Annotated in this window: 17 protein-coding genes and 1 tRNA gene; 3 read left to right on the top strand and 15 right to left on the bottom strand. The window is 51.7% G+C overall.

Annotated elements, in window-relative coordinates:
* The first annotated feature begins 54 nt into the window (after window positions 1–54).
* Complete coding sequence (catA, locus tag UR289_RS00220) at window positions 55–732, top strand: type A chloramphenicol O-acetyltransferase (protein WP_320708949.1); 678 nt, start codon at window positions 55–57, stop codon at window positions 730–732.
* 174 nt (window positions 733–906) lie between these two features.
* Here the strand turns inward: catA and UR289_RS00215 are convergent, their stop codons facing one another.
* The 5 genes from UR289_RS00215 to proB all read right to left on the bottom strand — a co-directional run bounded on the left by UR289_RS00215 (window position 907) and on the right by proB (window position 6,391).
* The gene (locus tag UR289_RS00215; protein WP_320708948.1) at window positions 907–1,806 is read right to left on the bottom strand and encodes a hypothetical protein; all 900 of its coding nucleotides are present in this window, start codon (window positions 1,804–1,806) and stop codon (window positions 907–909) included.
* 48 nt (window positions 1,807–1,854) lie between these two features.
* The gene (locus UR289_RS00210) at window positions 1,855–3,213 is read right to left on the bottom strand and encodes a hypothetical protein (protein ID WP_320708947.1); all 1,359 of its coding nucleotides are present in this window, start codon (window positions 3,211–3,213) and stop codon (window positions 1,855–1,857) included.
* A gap of 622 nt (window positions 3,214–3,835) precedes the next feature.
* Window positions 3,836–3,911: transfer RNA gene (locus UR289_RS00205), tRNA-Thr, on the bottom strand.
* A gap of 111 nt (window positions 3,912–4,022) precedes the next feature.
* Window positions 4,023–5,276, bottom strand: coding sequence for a glutamate-5-semialdehyde dehydrogenase (gene proA / locus UR289_RS00200; protein WP_320708946.1), 1,254 nt, complete (start codon window positions 5,274–5,276; stop codon window positions 4,023–4,025).
* Between the two features lie 11 nt (window positions 5,277–5,287).
* Complete coding sequence (gene proB / locus UR289_RS00195; protein ID WP_023310508.1) at window positions 5,288–6,391, bottom strand: glutamate 5-kinase; 1,104 nt, start codon at window positions 6,389–6,391, stop codon at window positions 5,288–5,290.
* A gap of 304 nt (window positions 6,392–6,695) precedes the next feature.
* Between proB and phoE the strand changes: the two genes are divergently transcribed.
* Complete coding sequence (phoE, locus tag UR289_RS00190) at window positions 6,696–7,748, top strand: phosphoporin PhoE (protein ID WP_033144705.1); 1,053 nt, start codon at window positions 6,696–6,698, stop codon at window positions 7,746–7,748.
* 151 nt (window positions 7,749–7,899) lie between these two features.
* Here phoE and crl read toward each other — a convergent pair whose 3' ends face one another.
* From crl to gpt, 3 genes are all read right to left on the bottom strand, one after another.
* Window positions 7,900–8,301 carry a sigma factor-binding protein Crl gene (gene crl, locus UR289_RS00185; RefSeq protein WP_023310506.1) on the bottom strand — a complete coding sequence of 134 codons (402 nt, stop codon included), beginning with the start codon at window positions 8,299–8,301 and terminating at the stop codon, window positions 7,900–7,902.
* Window positions 8,302–8,358: 57 nt separating this feature from the next.
* Window positions 8,359–9,603, bottom strand: a complete 1,245-nt coding sequence (frsA, locus tag UR289_RS00180) for an esterase FrsA (RefSeq protein WP_039263866.1) — start codon at window positions 9,601–9,603, stop codon at window positions 8,359–8,361.
* 104 nt (window positions 9,604–9,707) lie between these two features.
* On the bottom strand, window positions 9,708–10,166 hold the full coding sequence (gene gpt / locus UR289_RS00175; RefSeq protein ID WP_010427903.1) for a xanthine phosphoribosyltransferase: 459 nt from the start codon (window positions 10,164–10,166) through the stop codon (window positions 9,708–9,710).
* A gap of 260 nt (window positions 10,167–10,426) precedes the next feature.
* Between gpt and pepD the strand changes: the two genes are divergently transcribed.
* Window positions 10,427–11,884 (top strand): cytosol nonspecific dipeptidase, encoded by a 1,458-nt coding sequence (gene pepD / locus UR289_RS00170; RefSeq protein ID WP_048976531.1) that lies wholly within the window; start codon window positions 10,427–10,429, stop codon window positions 11,882–11,884.
* A gap of 77 nt (window positions 11,885–11,961) precedes the next feature.
* Here pepD and dinB read toward each other — a convergent pair whose 3' ends face one another.
* From dinB to UR289_RS00135, 7 genes are all read right to left on the bottom strand, one after another.
* Window positions 11,962–13,020, bottom strand: coding sequence for a DNA polymerase IV (gene dinB / locus UR289_RS00165; RefSeq protein ID WP_159515570.1), 1,059 nt, complete (start codon window positions 13,018–13,020; stop codon window positions 11,962–11,964).
* 108 nt (window positions 13,021–13,128) lie between these two features.
* On the bottom strand, window positions 13,129–13,332 hold the full coding sequence (gene nqrM / locus UR289_RS00160) for a (Na+)-NQR maturation NqrM (protein ID WP_058842155.1): 204 nt from the start codon (window positions 13,330–13,332) through the stop codon (window positions 13,129–13,131).
* Complete coding sequence (nqrF, locus tag UR289_RS00155; RefSeq protein ID WP_048979301.1) at window positions 13,332–14,555, bottom strand: NADH:ubiquinone reductase (Na(+)-transporting) subunit F; 1,224 nt, start codon at window positions 14,553–14,555, stop codon at window positions 13,332–13,334. The genes nqrM and nqrF overlap by 1 nt, the downstream gene beginning before the upstream one ends.
* 10 nt (window positions 14,556–14,565) lie before the next feature.
* Complete coding sequence (gene nqrE / locus UR289_RS00150; RefSeq protein WP_008500255.1) at window positions 14,566–15,162, bottom strand: NADH:ubiquinone reductase (Na(+)-transporting) subunit E; 597 nt, start codon at window positions 15,160–15,162, stop codon at window positions 14,566–14,568.
* A 6-nt stretch (window positions 15,163–15,168) separates the two neighbouring features.
* The gene (locus UR289_RS00145) at window positions 15,169–15,807 is read right to left on the bottom strand and encodes an NADH:ubiquinone reductase (Na(+)-transporting) subunit D (protein ID WP_033144701.1); all 639 of its coding nucleotides are present in this window, start codon (window positions 15,805–15,807) and stop codon (window positions 15,169–15,171) included.
* On the bottom strand, window positions 15,800–16,594 hold the full coding sequence (locus UR289_RS00140) for a Na(+)-translocating NADH-quinone reductase subunit C (protein WP_320708945.1): 795 nt from the start codon (window positions 16,592–16,594) through the stop codon (window positions 15,800–15,802). The genes UR289_RS00145 and UR289_RS00140 overlap by 8 nt, the downstream gene beginning before the upstream one ends.
* A complete protein-coding gene (locus UR289_RS00135; RefSeq protein ID WP_047653269.1) occupies window positions 16,587–17,822 on the bottom strand; it encodes an NADH:ubiquinone reductase (Na(+)-transporting) subunit B in 1,236 nt (411 codons plus the stop codon). The genes UR289_RS00140 and UR289_RS00135 overlap by 8 nt, the downstream gene beginning before the upstream one ends.
* Window position 17,823 lies beyond the last annotated feature (1 nt).

Genomic DNA, 17,823 nt, shown 5'->3' with positions numbered 1-17,823 from the left:
GCGGTTTTTTCTGGCCCAAAACCCTTTAGGCGATTGATAATCAAAGGTTAAACAATGAAAAAAACAGCCCCGGAATATACGCCTGTTGATTTATCTCGTTGGGCCAGGAAGGAACATTTTGAAGTATTCCAGTCATTTGCTGAGTGTACAATTAACCAAACGGTTCTGATCGACATCACCGCGCTGCGAAAACATATCAAAGAGGTCGGCTGGAAGTTTTACCCGACGATTATTTTCCTCCTCTCTAAAATCATGAACCGGCATCCGGAATTCCGTATGGCCATGAAGGATAATGAGCTTGTCATATGGAATGAAATTCATCCGAGCTATACCATTTTCCACCCTGAAACAGAGACCTTTTCGTCATTGTGGAGCCATTTCGACGGCAATATTCATCACTTCCAGAACACCTATGCAGAAGACGTCTCCCGCTATGGAAATAACCTTTCTTACTGGCCGAAAGAAGAGTCCCGGGAAAATGTCTTTTTCGTATCGTCTATTCCTTGGGTAACGTTTACGAACTTTACGATGAACATTGCGCACATGAAGAACTTCTTTTCCCCTATGTTCACGTTTGGAAAATACTACGAACAGGATGGAAAAGTGTTGTTACCGCTCGCGGTGCAGGTCCATCACTCGGTGTGTGATGGTTTCCATGTGGCAAGGATGTTTAATGAGCTGCAGGAGATGTGTGATGGTTTGCCGGAGCTGTCGGAGGAATGTAATGGCTGATGCACAAGGGACAAATGTTGTTTATTTGATTGTCGGAAGACTGCTTTAAAATATGGTGCGATAATAGGAACAAAAAACAAACGCAATCACCTTTCTTATAAACATTTATTAAATAACAAATGATAAAGTGCCCCCTAAAGTGCCCCCATTTGAATAAGGGCACTTAACCATAGCTTATTTTTTATGCTCTGTTCTTTTCGCAATCTCTGGTACTGCCTCACTAGGAGATATCAAGGTGCGAACATTCGTTTTTTCCGGTAAACGCTCCTGCATTAATTTACTTAATGGGACTCCTGTTGCACGTGACTCTTCGATCAAATCTGCAATTAGATCTCCTGATATCTTTTCTCCCTCTCCAGCAATAGCTAGTGTAGATATGTGGTAGGTTGAGTCTGCCTCATCATCTGAACGGCTCATACTTTCTAAAGCCCATTCGGGATCGTCTTCCACAAACGCCATAGCAGCTTCCATACCCATTCCGAATTGACCGAAGTTATGAGTGAATTTATCGGGATGGTTACGTCCCATAGTTAGTGCAAATAAATCATCATTGCTGAAAGGTAAGTGAAACGTATTAAAGTTTATAAACTGCATACCATCAATTCTCATTTGGAAATGATAATGCGGATATTCTACTGCTGTTCCTGCATGGCCTCTAAAATCCGATTCAGAACAATCAAAAGTCCATTCAATATTCTTCCATTTGATGGTGCTAGATAAAACTTTACCTTTCGGCATTTCCAATGGAAGATCATTTATATTGACCAATGGTTTTTCCATATTAGCGCACCATCGTAAAAAAGCGGCAATATTTACATATCCAAATTTATTATAGAGCAGTGGGAAATCTTTCGTCTTGAATTTGCAACGTCTTAAAAGCCAATGAAGACATGGCGTTTCTTTACTAATCGTTTTAAACGATTTCCCACAAAGGTAACATTCATCGTTAACATATGCACTTTTAAATTCATTAAACTGCCGATGGCTTTTCTCAGCATACTTTAAATTTATAGACTCTCTTTCATCCTCAGTTAAGGAGTTGAATTTATTTAATATTTTTAGTTCATCAATCATAACCCACCCTACTCACAATATTAAAAAAAGACAATTATTTTATAGCGCCTATTTTTTTGTTAAATTAATATCTTTAAATTTGCCTAGTAAATCTGAAACTGAATCTATAGCATTTTTACCATCCTCAACTTTTAATTTAGAATGATATATTGGTGATTTATATATCGACGAAACAGACGATAGAATTAAAGCATCTTTATTCTCTTCACTTATCAGTTGTTCAGAATATGCTTTTAATGTCAATGCCACAGCCGATTTGAAAGCATATTCCTCTTGAAAATTTCGTTCCTTGCTATATTGCGAAATACCAAAGAGCAGCAAGCCTATTGCAGGTAATGCCTTGATAGAATTTATTATTATCAGTTTATAATCCATAGTCTGCCCTTCGGATAAATGGAACAAGAAAAATATCCAGAGCACCGTTGCAATTGCAAGAACAGGCACCGTGATCTTCCAAAAATTGACAGAAGGTGCAAGTTCATTTTTCCGTTGTTTGAACGTTTCAAAAAGTGATGCACCAACTTCTCTTCCAATCAGAGCATCTAGATAATCATTTCGTTCTTTAAAGTACTCTTCCTTGCCAACAACAAAAGCTAATTTCTCATCAAATGAGCTATTTAGTGCGTTCAGCTTCTTACTAATTTCACCATATTCTTCTTTGTACTGCGAAATATTTAACTTAATTGCATCCAATGCTTTTTCTGAATCATCAAAGATCTTATCAATGCTACTATTTTTATTCTCAGCGAGAGCTAATTGTGAGTTTATCTTTTCAACAACACCTGTTGAGGAGTTGAACATATTATTAATAGAATCGTTTTGCGATACTAAATTTTGAAGCAAAGCCTCATACGTTTTAATTTGAGAGTGACTTTCCTCAAGAAATGTATTCACACGAACTTCAGCATCCCTTACCTTACCAACAAAGTCATCTAACTCTAATATCCTTTGTTCAATTAGTGACTTCTTCATTTCGAGAAGTTCATATTCTTCTTGAAGTTTCCTTTCAGTCTTCTTAAAAGACCTTCTAGTATTCAACTCCCAGAAACCGTTAACCCTCTGATAGTTTGCCAATCTATATACATATGAGAGTGAATTAATATAATTTGCACCTGATATATATGCATTCATATTGGAAAGATCAGATTGTAGATTTCCCGAACCAATTTCACTACCAAAATTATAAGAGAATGGCAATGTTACATAATTTAAGCCATCAAATTCCTGCCTAAAATGATGTCTAACTTTATTCACGAGAGTAACGTAATCATTTAAACTAATATCACCAATATTAATTTGCGATATATCTCCGCTATCTTTAAATGACTCAGCCACTTTGTCATTAAAGTTAATAGCATCAAAAGCATCTAAAAGCCCTAAAACTTGTTCTTTTTGCTGTATGTTCATTTATTCCCTTCCAAACATTTTTTGGAAAACTAGATTATTTTTTATAAGCGCTTCGACTTGTTGCTAAGTGAGTATAACTTTTAATAGCTTACATCCGGCACTCAAGAAAATCATGCCCAAAATTTCTCTTTATGACCAAAATCGCACTACACCGCACTCGCCTGCGGTTTTCAGATCGCAAAAATTTTTCAGTTGGGATTTTTTACAAATGATAGCGCCAGACCGCGCCACAACAGGGGATATACAGCGAGCAGGGTGAAAAGAGTGAAAGGAATTTCAGGTTTTTCAGTTTTGCTTTACTTCAACATCGTCATCAATTTAGTTAAACCATTGATAGTAAATAGATATAAAATTTTAAGTGAGATTTTTCATGATAACTAACGGTACACTTAAAAGTTAACAAACTGATTCTTATATACATTTTTTCTTAAGCAGCTGAAATTTAATGAACCGAAACCAGGAAAATTTTAGTTACTCCCGGCGAACCGTTCACTGGCTCTCTTTGGCTGCCAGTAGAAGTTCTAATGCTTTTTGTCGCTCGTCCGGTGGCAGAGCATCCATAAGCTCTTTAATCCGTCTCTGGCCGCGCAAAGCGTGGGATTAATCGTGTGTGAATTGAGGATGGTGCCGATAATAGGAGTCGAACCTACGACCTTCGCATTACGAATGCGCTGCTCTACCAACTGAGCTATATCGGCCCTGAGAGGCCGGTTACGAGCGTAACCACGGGGCAAAAGGTTAGATCTATCCGGGTGATGCGTCAATGCCCTTTTGAATCAAACGGCTATTTTTGCATCACCCGTGATTATTTACGCACGAATCGTATCGTCGCCGAAGCCGATCCACTTGTACGTGGTCAGCGCTTCCAGCCCCATCGGGCCGCGCGCGTGAAGTTTCTGCGTGCTGACCGCCACCTCAGCGCCGAGGCCGAACTGGCCGCCGTCGGTGAAGCGGGTGGAGGCATTCACATATACCGCTGAAGAATCCACTTCGTTCACGAAGCGATCGGCATTGCGCAGGGTACGCGTCAGGATCGCGTCAGAATGCTGCGTGCCGTGTTCACGAATGTGCGCAATGGCGTCGTCGAGATCGGCAACGATTTTCACGTTTAGATCCAGTGACAGGAACTCGTCGTCATACTGCTCCGCTTTTACGGGAACAACGTTAGCCGGGCCATCCTGAAGCAGTGCGAGCGCATTGGCGTCAGCATGCAGCGTCACGCTGCTCTCTGCCATCTGTTTGCTCAGGGCCGGCAGGAAGGTGTTTGCAATATCCTGATGCACCAGCAGCGTTTCAACGGTGTTACAGGTGCTTGGACGCTGGGTTTTCGCGTTAACGATTATCTTCAGCGCCGGTTCAATCTCAGCGCTGTCGTCCACCACGATATGGCACACGCCGATACCGCCGGTGATCACCGGGATCGTCGACTGCTCGCGGCACAGCTTGTGCAGGCCCGCGCCACCGCGTGGGATCAGCATGTCGATATATTTGTCCATGCGCAGCATTTCGTTGACCAGCGCGCGGTCCGGGCTCTCGATCGCCTGTACGGCCCCCGCCGGTAAGCCACACTCCTCCAGCGCCTGCTGAATGACTTTCACCGTCGCGGCGTTGGTGCGCCAGGTCTCTTTCCCACCGCGCAGAATAGCGGCGTTACCGGTTTTCAGGCACAGGGAGGCGACATCCACCGTCACGTTTGGACGGGCTTCATAAATAACGCCAATGACGCCGAGCGGCACGCGACGGCGCTCCAGGCGTAAACCGCTGTCGAGCAGCCCGCCGTCGATCACCTGCCCTACCGGGTCGGCCAGATTGCAGACCTGACGCACATCGTCGGCGATGCCTTTCAGGCGTGCCGGATTCAGCGCCAGACGGTCGAGCATCGCTTCGCTCAAGCCGTTACGACGCGCTTCCAGCAGATCCTGCTCGTTGGCAAGCAAAATTTCCTGAGACTGGGATTCCAGATAATCAGCGATTTTTTCCAGCACGCGGTTTTTCTCGCGGCTGGAAAGGAGCGCCAGTTTGTAAGAGGCAGCCTTCGCGGCTGCGCCCATTTGTTCCAGCATGTTCTGGCTCCTTAACGAATAATCATGTCATCGCGATGCACGGCAACCGGGCCATATTCATAGCCCAGAATGGCGTCGATCTGCTGCGAGTGGTGACCCGCGATGCGGCGCAGCGCGTCGCTGTTGTAACGGCTTACGCCGTGGGCGATGTCGCGGCCTTCGAGGTTACGGATACGGATCACTTCACCACGGGAGAAGTTGCCTGTCACGCTTTTAATTCCTTTAGGAAGTAATGAACTTCCTCGTTCCAGAATCGCGGCGGTTGCCCCTTCATCGACGACGAGTTCACCAGCAGGAGGCGCGCCAAATATCCAGCGTTTGCGGTTTTCCAGCGGGGATTCCTGGGCGTGGAAGCGTGTGCCGACGGAGATGCCTTCCATCACGTCGCCAATCACGCCGGGGCGGCTGCCCGCCGCAATGATGGTGTCGATACCGGCGCGGCATGCGACGTCAGCGGCCTGCAGCTTGGTCCCCATACCGCCCGTTCCCAGGCCTGAAACGCTGTCACCGGCGATAGCGCGCAGCGCATCGTCGATGCCTTGAACGTCGGTAATCAGCTCGGCTTCCGGATTCGAGCGCGGGTCGGCGGTGAACAGCCCCTGCTGATCGGTCAGAAGCAGTAATTTATCGGCACCGGCCAGAATCGCGGCCAGCGCCGAGAGGTTATCGTTATCACCCACTTTGATTTCAGCGGTAGCAACGGCATCGTTCTCGTTAATGACCGGAACAATGTTGTTGTCCAGCAGCGCGCGCAGGGTATCGCGGGCGTTCAGGAAGCGCTCTCTGTCTTCCATATCCGCACGCGTCAGCAGCATCTGGCCGACGTGAATGCCATAGATGGAGAACAACTGTTCCCAGAGTTGAATGAGTCGGCTTTGCCCCACGGCGGCCAGCAGCTGCTTGGAAGCGATCGTCGCGGGGAGTTCGGGGTAACCCAGGTGTTCACGCCCGGCGGCAATCGCCCCGGAGGTCACAATCACAATACGATGCCCTGCGGCATGTAGCTGAGCGCACTGACGTACAAGCTCAACAATGTGGGCGCGATTTAGGCGGCGCGATCCGCCTGTTAAAACACTGGTACCGAGTTTTACCACCAGCGTCTGGCTGTCACTCATGATTCTCTGCCGTTCAACGATAAGGGAAAGTAATGTCGAACGAACGTTTTAACAGGAGTCAGCCCCGTTGCCAACTGCCTTAGCACATCGCGAAACACTTTGTTGCGCGGGATCAGGAAGCCTAGCGGGAAATTTTGACAATTTTATTACCGAAATAATAAATCACAGTTTTTTAAAATTATTCTTAGTTTGTCATAAAAGTTTCATTCCAGAACGATAAAACCCTTCCTGTTTTTTCACGGGACTTAAGCATGAGCTTATCGTCCAGCGAATTTTTTAGCGCGTTTATAAGACAGGATCGAAAATGAAAAAGAGCACTCTGGCATTAATGGTTATGGGCGTAGTGGCTTCTGCATCCGTTCACGCAGCTGAAGTTTATAATAAAGATGGTAATAAACTGGACGTGTACGGCAAAGTGAAAGCCATGCACTACATCAGTGATGATGCCACCAAAGATGGCGATCAGACTTACGTTCGTTTCGGTTTTAAAGGCGAGACGCAGATTAACGATCAGCTGACGGGCTATGGCCGTTGGGAATCTGAATTTGCAGGTAACAAAGCCGAGAGCGACTCTACTCAGAAAACGCGTCTGGCGTTTGCGGGCCTGAAGCTGAAAAACTTTGGTTCACTGGATTACGGTCGTAACCTGGGTGCCCTGTATGACGTCGAAGCATGGACCGATATGTTCCCTGAGTTCGGAGGCGACTCTTCCGCGCAGACCGATAACTTCATGACCAAGCGTGCTACCGGCCTGGCCACCTACCGTAACACCGATTTCTTCGGCGCGGTTGACGGTCTGGACATGACGCTGCAGTACCAGGGCAAAAACGAAAACCGTGACGCCAAAAAACAGAACGGTGACGGTTTTGGTACCTCTCTGACCTATGACTTCGGCGGCAGCGACTTCGCCGTCAGCGGCGCCTACACCAACTCTGACCGCACCAATGCTCAGAACCTGCTGGCACGTGGCCAGGGTCAGAAAGCAGAAGCCTGGGCAACCGGTCTGAAATATGATGCGAACGATATTTATCTGGCTGCAATGTATTCTGAAACCCGCAATATGACGCCAATTTCCGGCGGCTTTGCAAATAAAGCGCAGAACTTTGAAGTTGTCGCACAATATCAGTTCGACTTTGGTCTGCGCCCGTCCCTGGGCTATGTCCAGTCTAAAGGCAAAGATATCGAAGGTATTGGCGACGAAGATCTGGTGAAATATATTGACGTTGGCGCGACCTATTACTTCAACAAAAATATGTCCACCTTTGTTGATTATAAAATCAACCAGATTGACGACAAAAATAAACTGGGCGTGAGCAGCGATGACATCGTTGCTGTAGGTATGACCTACCAGTTCTGATGATGTGAAATAAAAAAAACCGGCTTGATGCCGGTTTTTTTATTGTCGGGATTAATGCGGTCTGGTGCCCTCACCCCGCCCCTCTCCCACAGGGAGAGGCAGAATTTGTAGGCCGGGTAAGGCGAAGCCGCCACCCGGCGCTGTGACACCATCAGGCAGTCAGCTTCACCGCTTCGCTGGAAAAGTCATCCGCCGGTTCGAACTTGAGATCCAGGGTAGCCAGCAGTGCGCGTGCCTTATCGTGAAACTCTTTTAGCGTATATTCCAGGCGGTCAATAACTTCCTGATCTTTAATCGTGGTCGCCTGCCAGTTGCCGTCTTTATTAAACAGGCCAAACTGGTAGCTATACGTAAAGCGTTTTTCCTCTGCTTCCATTTCCATCCACCAGCCCCAGAATTCACGTTTTTCGGGTGCAGGCTTCACGTTGACGCATACAGCCAGGCAGTCGAAAAAAAAGCGATTCTCTTCACACTGCTCTTCTCGAATATACGGGCCGAGAGCCATAAACTTCTTAATCAGTCTACTTTTCGGGTGTCCACTCGGTAACGTCATTGCGATCTCCTTTTGTGAAGCCACTGTTTTACCAAACCAGCGAAATTTAGCAATCTATTAACACAATCTCTGAGCGATCCAGCGCGTAATCTCTTTCAGCGATTTGTCGAAATTCTGATAGACCGGGCTGAACGGCACTTCAAGCAATTTGCCATCCGCAGATGACGAAGTGATTAATCGCGACTCTTCTTCCGGGCTGAACGGATCGTTTTTCCAGAACCCTGACAGCATCGGCGTTGGGCAGCGACGTCCCAGCAACCCCTGCGTTTTTAACGAGTAACGATTGAGCTCAACGCGCAGCGCTTCGTCTGATGCATCATGCATGCCAAGGCGGCTGGCCAACACATCAAGGTACATTTCAGGTACGCTCCCCTGGCGTGCAGGATCGCTGAGCAGAGCGTGTACGACCGGGCCGAGGCAGGCGACGGCTTTCAGGCGAGAAGATTCAAGATAAGCCAGACGCACCGCGACGTTCGCGCCGAAACGGAAGCCGAATGCCGCCACGCGCGTGTGGTCAACCCACGGAATGTTTTCCAGCGCTTTGAGCGCATGCTGGTGCAGCAGGCTCGAATCCTGAGTCAGTTTCCATTTGGATGAGAAACCGATTGAAGGCATATCCAGCGTCAGCATCGCGATCCCTTTTGGTGCGAAGTAACGCTCATACAGGCTGTAATAATCAATTTGCAGCGAATCCAGCCCGCCGCACATGAGGACGGTCGGGAACGGACCTTCACCTTCAGGCATATGCAGGAATCCGGTAACGGACGCGCCCCCTGAAATGGTGAATTCAAGTTCACGCATCCGGCCCGGCAGACGTTGAGCCGCCTCCTGATAGGCGCGATTCGCCAGCGCCTGAGCCTGCTCCGCCAGTTCATCCCCTTTTAAATGGGGGTAAGCGGCAATGCCGTAAAGATTAGCGGCGTGCAGCCAGTGCTTGCCGCTGCGCGTGGCATCCTCTTCCTGGCTGGCTTTTTGCTGCCAGAGCATCGCCTGTTTAGACCACTCGTAGATCCAGTTTCCGCCACGGTAGCCCACCACCGTATCGTAGAGTTCGCTGTCGGTACGTTCGGCTTCACTCATCACGATACGTGCCTGCACATCGAGGATTTCACGGGGGTCGATACCGCGCCAGATCCACATCAGGCGGTTAATCATGCGATACCAGTGAGGCACGTTTTTTCCGTCTAACGCGGACTGGACGGCAGGCTGGGTACCCGGATTGAAGCGACGCACCAGCGTCGACGTTTCAGGGTGTTTGAAACGGGGTTTGAAGAGAGTCTCGGTGAGATTCGCCTGCGTCATTGCGTTGCCTCCATGAATACGTCGTATAGAGACTATTGTAACGCGTGGCAGGCCAAAAAGAACAACGCCCGACATATTCGGGCGTGTAATGTTACGTACTGGTATTAACGGCCTGAAATAGGCGGTACGAAGACCACGCCCATATCCCATGGCTGTTCAATCCAGGTGTCCTGCGGGATATCAATCACGTAATCGTCAACCAGCGGGCGGCCAGCAGGCTTCGCGAAGATAGTGACGAAATGTGCTTTCGGATACATTTCGCGGATAGCGACCGCAGTACCACCGGTATCTACCAGGTCATCAATAACGATGAAGCCTTCACCGTCGCCTTCCGCACGTTTCAGCACGGTCAGCTCGCGCTGGTTGTCATGGTCATAGCTGGAGATGCAAACGGTATCGACATGACGAATACCCAGCTCACGTGCCAGCAGCGCCCCCGGTACCAGACCGCCACGGCTGACGGCAATAATGCCTTTCCACTGTTCGGAAGGCATCAGACGCGCAGCCAGTTTGCGTGCGTGAATCTGCAACATGTCCCAGGTGACGACGTATTTTTCGCTCATGTGAAGTGTCCCAGCCTGTTTTTATACGGCTTAAAAAGTGTTCGAGGGGGAAATAGGTTGCGCGAGATTATAGAGATCTGACGCACTAAAAACCAGTGTTTAGCGCCCTCTGCCTGAGTTTTTACATGCTTTATGCTACCAGCCAGCAGAGAAAGTGGTATTCTCAGTTTCATCTCGCAAGCCTGACTTGTGGTAACTATTAACCTGCTAACCCTGTGACCTGCAACCCTGTTTGCAGCGCCTCGACAAGGAGACTTATCGTGTCTGAACTGTCTCAATTATCTCCGCAGCCGCTGTGGGATATTTTTGCGAAAATCTGCTCCATTCCACACCCTTCCTACCACGAAGAACAGCTTGCCGAACATATTATGGGCTGGGCGAAGGAAAAAGGTCTGCATGCTGAACGTGACCAGGTTGGCAACATTCTGATCCGCAAACCGGCTACCGCAGGCATGGAAAACCGCAAACCGGTTGTGCTGCAGGCGCACCTGGACATGGTGCCACAGAAGAACAACGACACCGTTCACGACTTCACCAAAGACCCGATTCAACCGTACATCGACGGCGACTGGGTGAAAGCACGCGGCACCACGCTGGGCGCGGATAACGGCATCGGTATGGCCTCTGCGCTGGCCGTGCTGGCCGACGACAGCGTTGAACACGGTCCGCTGGAAGTGCTGCTGACCATGACCGAAGAAGCGGGCATGGACGGCGCGTTTGGTCTGCAGGCGAACTGGCTGCAGGCGGACATCCTGATCAACACCGACTCTGAAGAAGAAGGCGAGATCTACATGGGCTGCGCGGGCGGGATTGATTTCATCTCTACCCTGCCGCTGAAGCGCGAAGCGATTCCTGCTGGCTTCCAGACCTTCAAGCTGACGCTGAAAGGGCTGAAAGGCGGCCACTCCGGCGGTGATATTCACCTGGGTCTGGGTAACGCCAACAAGCTGCTGGCGCGCTTCCTGGCAGGCCATGCGGCCGAGCTGGATCTGCGTCTGGTAGACTTCAACGGCGGTACACTGCGTAACGCGATTCCGCGCGAAGCGTTCGCCACCGTAGCGGTTCCAGCGGCAAAAGCGGACGAGCTGAAAAAACTCTCCACCGTATATCTGGATATCCTGAAAAACGAACTGTCGGCGAAAGAGAAAAACCTGACCGTGGTGCTGGAATCTGTTTCTACAGATAAAGCCGCGCTGACCGCGCAGTCTCGTGACACCTTCGTTCAGCTGCTGAACGCGACGCCAAACGGCGTGATCCGCAACTCTGACGTGGCGAAAGGCGTGGTGGAAACCTCACTGAACGTGGGCGTGGTGACCATGAGCGACGACAGCGCGGAAATCATCTGCCTGATCCGCTCCCTTATCGACAGCGGTAAAGAGTACGTGGTGAGCATGCTGGAATCTCTGGGCACGCTGGCGGGCGCAAAAACGTCTGCCAAAGGCAGCTACCCGGGCTGGCAGCCGGATGCAAGTTCTCCGGTGATGGCGCTGGTGCGTGAAACCTATCAGCGTCTGTTCAACAGCACGCCGAACATTCAGGTGATCCACGCCGGTCTGGAATGTGGTCTGTTCAAGAAACCGTATCCGGACATGGACATGGTATCCATCGGGCCAACCATTACCGGTCCGCACTCGCCGGATGAGCAGGTTCATATCGAAAGCGTCGGTCACTACTGGACGCTGCTGACTGAGCTGCTGAAAGCGATCCCAGTTAAGTAATACCCTCACCCCAGCCCTCTCCCACAGGGAGAGGGTGAAAAACGTAGGCCCGGTAAGCGTAGCGCCACCGGGCTTTTTTACAACCCCAGAACCAGCTGGCGCTCTAGCTGCGGATCCAGCAGCGTAACGTGCAACCCCACCAGCCTCACCCCTCGCCCGCCCCGGCGCTCTTCCCATGCCTTTTTCGCCGTCGCGATAAGATCGTCTTTATTCAGACGCGGCCAGACGTGTTCCTGCGTGGTCTGCTGGAAGTCGTTGAATTTAAGCTTGATGCCCTGACGGGCAATGAGCAGATCCGGCTTCACCTTGCTTAAGCGTCGTTCCAGCTCCGGGTAAAGCTGTTCCGTGATAATGGTTTCGCATTCGGACCAGTCATGAATATCTTCAATGAGGGTGCGCTCAACGCCGACGGATTTCCGCAGCCGCTCGCTGTTCACATCGCGATCGTCAATTCCCTGGCTGCGCTCCCACAGTACGCGGCCAAACTTCCCGAAGCGCTTGAGCAGCATAGCGAGATCGCTTCGCTGCACGTCTTCGCAGGTCCGTAGCCCCATGCTTTCCAGCTTTGCGGCGGAAACTTTTCCTACTCCGGGGATTTTGCCGAGCGGCAGCGTTTTCAAAAACGCAGGCACCTCTTCCGGCGTGATGACGTACTGGCCGTTGGGCTTATTTAAATCCGAGGCAATTTTGGCGAGGAATTTAACGGGCGCGACGCCCGCAGACGCCGTCAGATTCAGCTCGTTGAAAATCGTCTGGCGGATCTCCTGCGCCATCAGCGTGGCGGAGCCGTGGCAGTGCACGCTGTCGGTCACATCCAGATAGGCTTCGTCCAGCGACAGCGGCTCTATCAGAGAGGTATAGCGGGAGAAGATTTCCCGAATATGGAGGGAAGCCTCTTTATAGGCTTCAAACCGGCCGGGCAGAAGCGTGAGATGAGGGCAAAGCTTTAAGGCCATCGCCGTTGGCATCGCGCTGCGCACGCCAAATTTGCGCGCAGGATAGTTGGCGGTGCTGATGACACCACGCTGAACGCGGCTGCCGCCAATGGCGATGGGAATATCCCGCAGCGCCGGGTTGTCACGCATCTCCACTGCGGCAAAAAAGCAGTCCATATCGACATGGATTATTTTGCGCATAGTAAGCCCTCACTCATCACTGGATAAGTATACAGTAAACAAATGAGGGTTGAGAAGCAGATGTGAGAACGCCGGGTGGCGGCTTTGCCTTACCCGGCCTGCAAAAAATTAAATAATGCGCTGCTGTTCGCGGGCCATCCTTTTCTTCCGCGCATCGCACGGTTCCGGACAGTCGCAAACCTTTTCCATCCCAATAGATGAAATACCGCCGCAGCTACCCTGAATGCTTTTCCTCTTAACGATCCAGCCTAACGACATGCCGAAGACGACAAGCACAAACACCACAAAGGTTGCCAGAAACGTCAGCATCATCAGCCTCCAAAGTCATCGAGCATGATGTTCTCATCTTCGACACCGAGATCTTTCAGCATCTTAATCACGGCGGCGTTCATCATCGGCGGACCACACATATAGAACTCGCAGTCCTCAGGCGCCGGGTGCTGTTTGAGGTAGTTTTCATACAGCACGTTGTGGATGAACCCCGTATAGCCCGTCCAGTTATCTTCCGGCTGCGGATCGGAAAGCGCCACATGGAAGGTAAAGTTCGGGTTTTCACGCGCCAGCTGTTCAAACTCATCTTCATAGAACATCTCGCGCAGCGAGCGCGCCCCGTACCAGAAGCTGATCTTACGCTGGCTCCCCAGCCGCTTGAGCTGGTCAAAGATGTGCGAGCGCATCGGGGCCATACCGGCACCGCCGCCGATAAAGACCATTTCCGCATCGGTATCTTTCGCGAAGAACTCCCCGAACGGGCCGGAGATCGTCACCTTATCGCCAGGCTTCAGCGACCAGATGTATGACGACATGACGCCCGGCGGTGCATCCGGCACATTCGGTGGCGGCGTGGCGATACGCACGTTGAGCATGATGATGCCCTTCTCTTCCGGATAGTTGGCCATCGAGTAGGCGCGCAGCGTCGGCTCTTTCACCTCAGATACAAAGCGGAAGAGATTGAATTTGTCCCAGTCGGCGCGGTACTCATGCGGCACGTCAAAGTCCGCATAGGCCACAGCGTGCTCCGGGCACTCGATCTGAATGTAGCCTCCGGCGCGGAACGGGACATGCTCGCCTTCCGGCACCCGCAGCTTCAGCTCTTTTATAAAGGTGGCTTTGTTATCATTAGAGATAACCTCGCACTCCCATTTTTTGACGCCGAAGATCTCTTCCGGCAGCTCAATCTTCATGTTCTGGCGCACCGCGACCTGGCAGGCCAGACGACAGCCCTCTTTTGCCTCACGCTTTGTGATATGCGCCAGTTCGGTTGGCAGAATATCGCCACCGCCCTCTTTTACCGTCACGCGGCACTGTCCGCAGGAACCGCCGCCGCCGCAGGCTGAGGAGACAAAAATGCCGTTACCGGAGAGCGTGTTGAGCAGCTTGTCTCCCGCCGGCGTGCGGATCTGATTCTGCGGCTCGTCGTTAATATCAATGACCACGTCGCCGGAATTTACCAGCTTCGCGCGCGCCGCCAGAATAAGCCCTGACAGCACCAGTACAATCAGCGTGAACATCACCACGCCAAGGATAATTTCCATCTGTTTGCCCTTATAGCTGCACACCGGAGAAGGACATAAAGCCCAGCGCCATCAGCCCGGTGGTGATAAAGGTGATCCCCAGGCCACGCAGACCCGCAGGCACGTTGGCATATTTCATTTTCTCGCGGATCCCCGCCATGGTGACAATCGCCAGCATCCAGCCGATGCCGGAACCAAAACCGTACACCACGGATTCGCTGAAGTTGTAATCACGCTGCACCATAAACGAGACGCCACCGAAGATGGCGCAGTTCACCGCGATCAGCGGCAGGAAGATCCCCAGCGCGTTGTAGAGCGACGGGAAATACTTATCGAGGATCATCTCGAGGATTTGCACCAGCGCCGCGATCACCCCGATAAAGGTGATGAAGTTCAGGAAGCTGAGATCAACCCCTTCCACCAGCGCGCCGTCCCGCAGCACAAAGTTGTACACCAGATTGTTGATCGGTACAGATAAGCCGAGCACCACGGTGACCGCGATACCGAGACCAAATGCCGTCGACACTTTTTTGGAAACCGCAAGGAACGTACACATGCCGAGGAAAAACGCGAGCGCCATGTTTTCAACAAACACCGCCCGCACAAACAAACTCAGGTAATGAGCCATCGTCGGTTACTCCTTTTCCTGCTGTTCTGGCTTCAGCGTACGAATCAGCCAGATCAACAAACCGATAATGAAAAATGCGCTAGGGGCCAGCAGGAACAGGCCGTTTGGCAGATACCAGCCGCCGTTCTGCACCGTGTCCAGCACCGTGATGCCAAACAGCTTGCCGCTGCCAATCAGCTCGCGCAGGAACCCCACGGTCAGCAGGATCACGCCGTAGCCCAGGCCGTTGCCGATGCCGTCCATAAAGCTCGCCAGCGGCGGCATTTTCATGGCGTAGGCTTCCGCACGCCCCATGACGATACAGTTGGTTATAATCAGCCCGACAAACACCGAGAGCTGTTTGGAGGTTTCATAGGCAAAGGCGCGCAGCAGCTGATCGACCACGATCACCAGCGAGGCGATGATCGCCATCTGCACGATGATCCTCACGCTGTTGGGGATGTGGTGGCGGATCATCGAGATAAACATGCTGGAGAACGCCGTGACCAGCGTGACCGCCAGCGTCATCACGACTGCCGTTTCCAGCTTGGTCGTCACCGCCAGAGCAGAACAGACACCCAGCACCTGGAGCGTGATCGGGTTATTGGCTAACAGTGGGCCAACGAGCACCTTTTTAACTTCTTTCAGTTCACCGGTATCAGCCATTGTTCAGCGCTCCTTCACGTACGTTTTTCAGGAAAAGACCAAAGCCCAGCTCGCCCATCCAGAAATCAAAACTGTGCTGCACGCCTTTTGAGGTGAGCGTGGCGCCGGAAAGCCCGTCAACGGCGTAGTCGTCACCGGGACGTGCCGCCCCTTTCATCACCTTCAGCGCAGGCTGGCCGTTATCGTCGAGCACTTTCTTGCCGACAAACTGTGCCCGCCAGTTAGGGTTCTCAACTTCGCCACCCAGCCCCGGCGTTTCGCCCTGGTCGTAATACGTAATGCCTTTTACGGTGCGCCCATCGGTATCAAGGGCCACAAAGGCATACATCATTGACCACAGACCGTTACCGTAAATAGGCAGTACCACTTCCTGAATACGTTTTTGGGGGTCGCGAACCAGATAGATTTCGGCCAGGTTGCTGCGACGCTTAATCCCGGCGGGATCTTGCGATGCCTCCAGCGTCAGGCTCATCTGCGGATCTTTCAGCGCCAGCGCCTGGTTGAATTTTGCCGGGTCTTTATCCAGCAGTTCACCCGTTTTTAAATCCACCAGACGCGCCGAAATACGTTCAGCAAAGACGGCCGAAACCTCGTCCGCGCTCATTCCTTCCTGCATCAGCCCGGCGACGGCCAGGATGTTGCGCTGTTTATCCAGCGCACGTTGCTCCTGCTGCAGGGGTTTTAACCCCACGGCAGAGCCGGCCACGACAATAGAACAGACCAGACAGAGCACCAGCACCACCAGCAGCGTTTTGCTGATGCTGTCGTTATTTTTAACCTCAGCCACGCGCCTTCCTCCGCTTGATATTGGCCCGCACCACCAGGTAATCGAAGAGCGGCGCAAACAGGTTGGCAAACAGAATGGCCAACATCATCCCTTCCGGGTACGCCGGGTTGACCACGCGGATCAGGACACACATCGCGCCAATGAGCACGCCATAGCTCCATTTACCTTTGTCTGTAAACGAGGCAGATACGGGGTCCGTCGCCATGAACATCATGCCGAACGCGAAGCCACCCAGCACCAGATGCCAGTACCAGGGCATGGAGAACATCGGATTGGTGGTCGAACCGATAACGTTGAACAGGGTGGCGGTCAGCACCATGCCGATCATCACGCCCGCAACGATCCGCCAGGAGGCCACGCGACCAAAAAGAATGATCGCGCCGCCAAGCAAAATCATCAGCGTAGAGACTTCTCCGATGGAGCCCGGAATGTTGCCAATAAAGGCATCAAACCAGGTGACTGGCTGACCTGTCGCGTTGTTAACCAGCGTTTCGCCGCCGTGTGCCGCCCACTGTGAAAGCGGCGTCGCGCCGGAAAAACCGTCTGCCGCCGTCCACACCAGGTCGCCCGATATTTGCGCCGGATAAGCAAAGAACAGAAACGCGCGTCCCGCCAGCGCCGGGTTGAGGAAGTTCCGCCCGGTGCCGCCGAAGATCTCTTTGGCAATCACCACGCCGAAGCTGATGCCAAGCGCCGCCTGCCAGAGCGGTAGCGTTGGGGGAACAATCAGGGCAAACAGAATAGAGGTCACGAAGAAGCCTTCGTTGATCTCATGTTTACGGATGATGGCAAACAGCACTTCCCAGAAGCCGCCCACGATAAATACCGTGATGTAAATCGGCAGGAAGAACACCGCGCCCAGCGTCATCATGCTCAGCCAGCCCGCGTCTGCAGCGAAGCTTACCCCTAACGACTGGGCCAGACGGTAGTGCCAGTCGGACTGGATCACCTGCGCCAGCTGCTGTGCATCGTACATGTGGTGCAGCGCCGGAATGGTCTGCAGGCCGACGTTGTACATTCCCCAGAACATCGCGGGGAAGACCGCAAACCACACCAGGATCATCATGCGTTTCAGGTCGATGGCATCGCGAACGTGCGCCGCCCCTTTCGTCACCAGCCCCGGCGTGTAGAAAATGGTCGTCGTTGCTTCATACAGCGGGTAGTACTTTTTGAGCTTTCCTTCGGTAAAGTGCGGCTCAATTTTTTCAAAGAGGTGTTTTAAGCCCATC

This window comes from Enterobacter sp. 302C9, from assembly GCF_034106085.1.
Taxonomy (GTDB): Bacteria; Pseudomonadota; Gammaproteobacteria; order Enterobacterales; family Enterobacteriaceae; genus Enterobacter; species Enterobacter asburiae_B.
Note: the sequence above shows the minus strand (reverse complement) of the source record. Positions and strands in the feature narration are given on the sequence as shown.

Excerpts from the sequence above, each read along its gene's own strand:
- catA (WP_320708949.1), top strand. The coding sequence starts at position 55 with ATGAAAAAAACAGCCCCGGAATATACGCCTGTTGATTTATCTCGTTGG.
- UR289_RS00215 (WP_320708948.1), bottom strand. The coding sequence starts at position 1,806 with ATGATTGATGAACTAAAAATATTAAATAAATTCAACTCCTTAACTGAG.
- UR289_RS00210 (WP_320708947.1), bottom strand. The coding sequence starts at position 3,213 with ATGAACATACAGCAAAAAGAACAAGTTTTAGGGCTTTTAGATGCTTTT.
- proA (WP_320708946.1), bottom strand. The coding sequence starts at position 5,276 with ATGCTGGAACAAATGGGCGCAGCCGCGAAGGCTGCCTCTTACAAACTG.
- proB (WP_023310508.1), bottom strand. The coding sequence starts at position 6,391 with ATGAGTGACAGCCAGACGCTGGTGGTAAAACTCGGTACCAGTGTTTTA.
- phoE (WP_033144705.1), top strand. The coding sequence starts at position 6,696 with ATGAAAAAGAGCACTCTGGCATTAATGGTTATGGGCGTAGTGGCTTCT.
- crl (WP_023310506.1), bottom strand. The coding sequence starts at position 8,301 with ATGACGTTACCGAGTGGACACCCGAAAAGTAGACTGATTAAGAAGTTT.
- frsA (WP_039263866.1), bottom strand. The coding sequence starts at position 9,603 with ATGACGCAGGCGAATCTCACCGAGACTCTCTTCAAACCCCGTTTCAAA.
- gpt (WP_010427903.1), bottom strand. The coding sequence starts at position 10,166 with ATGAGCGAAAAATACGTCGTCACCTGGGACATGTTGCAGATTCACGCA.
- dinB (WP_159515570.1), bottom strand. The coding sequence starts at position 13,020 with ATGCGCAAAATAATCCATGTCGATATGGACTGCTTTTTTGCCGCAGTG.
- nqrM (WP_058842155.1), bottom strand. The coding sequence starts at position 13,332 with ATGATGCTGACGTTTCTGGCAACCTTTGTGGTGTTTGTGCTTGTCGTC.
- nqrF (WP_048979301.1), bottom strand. The coding sequence starts at position 14,555 with ATGGAAATTATCCTTGGCGTGGTGATGTTCACGCTGATTGTACTGGTG.
- nqrE (WP_008500255.1), bottom strand. The coding sequence starts at position 15,162 with ATGGCTCATTACCTGAGTTTGTTTGTGCGGGCGGTGTTTGTTGAAAAC.
- UR289_RS00145 (WP_033144701.1), bottom strand. The coding sequence starts at position 15,807 with ATGGCTGATACCGGTGAACTGAAAGAAGTTAAAAAGGTGCTCGTTGGC.
- UR289_RS00135 (WP_047653269.1), bottom strand. The coding sequence starts at position 17,822 with ATGGGCTTAAAACACCTCTTTGAAAAAATTGAGCCGCACTTTACCGAA.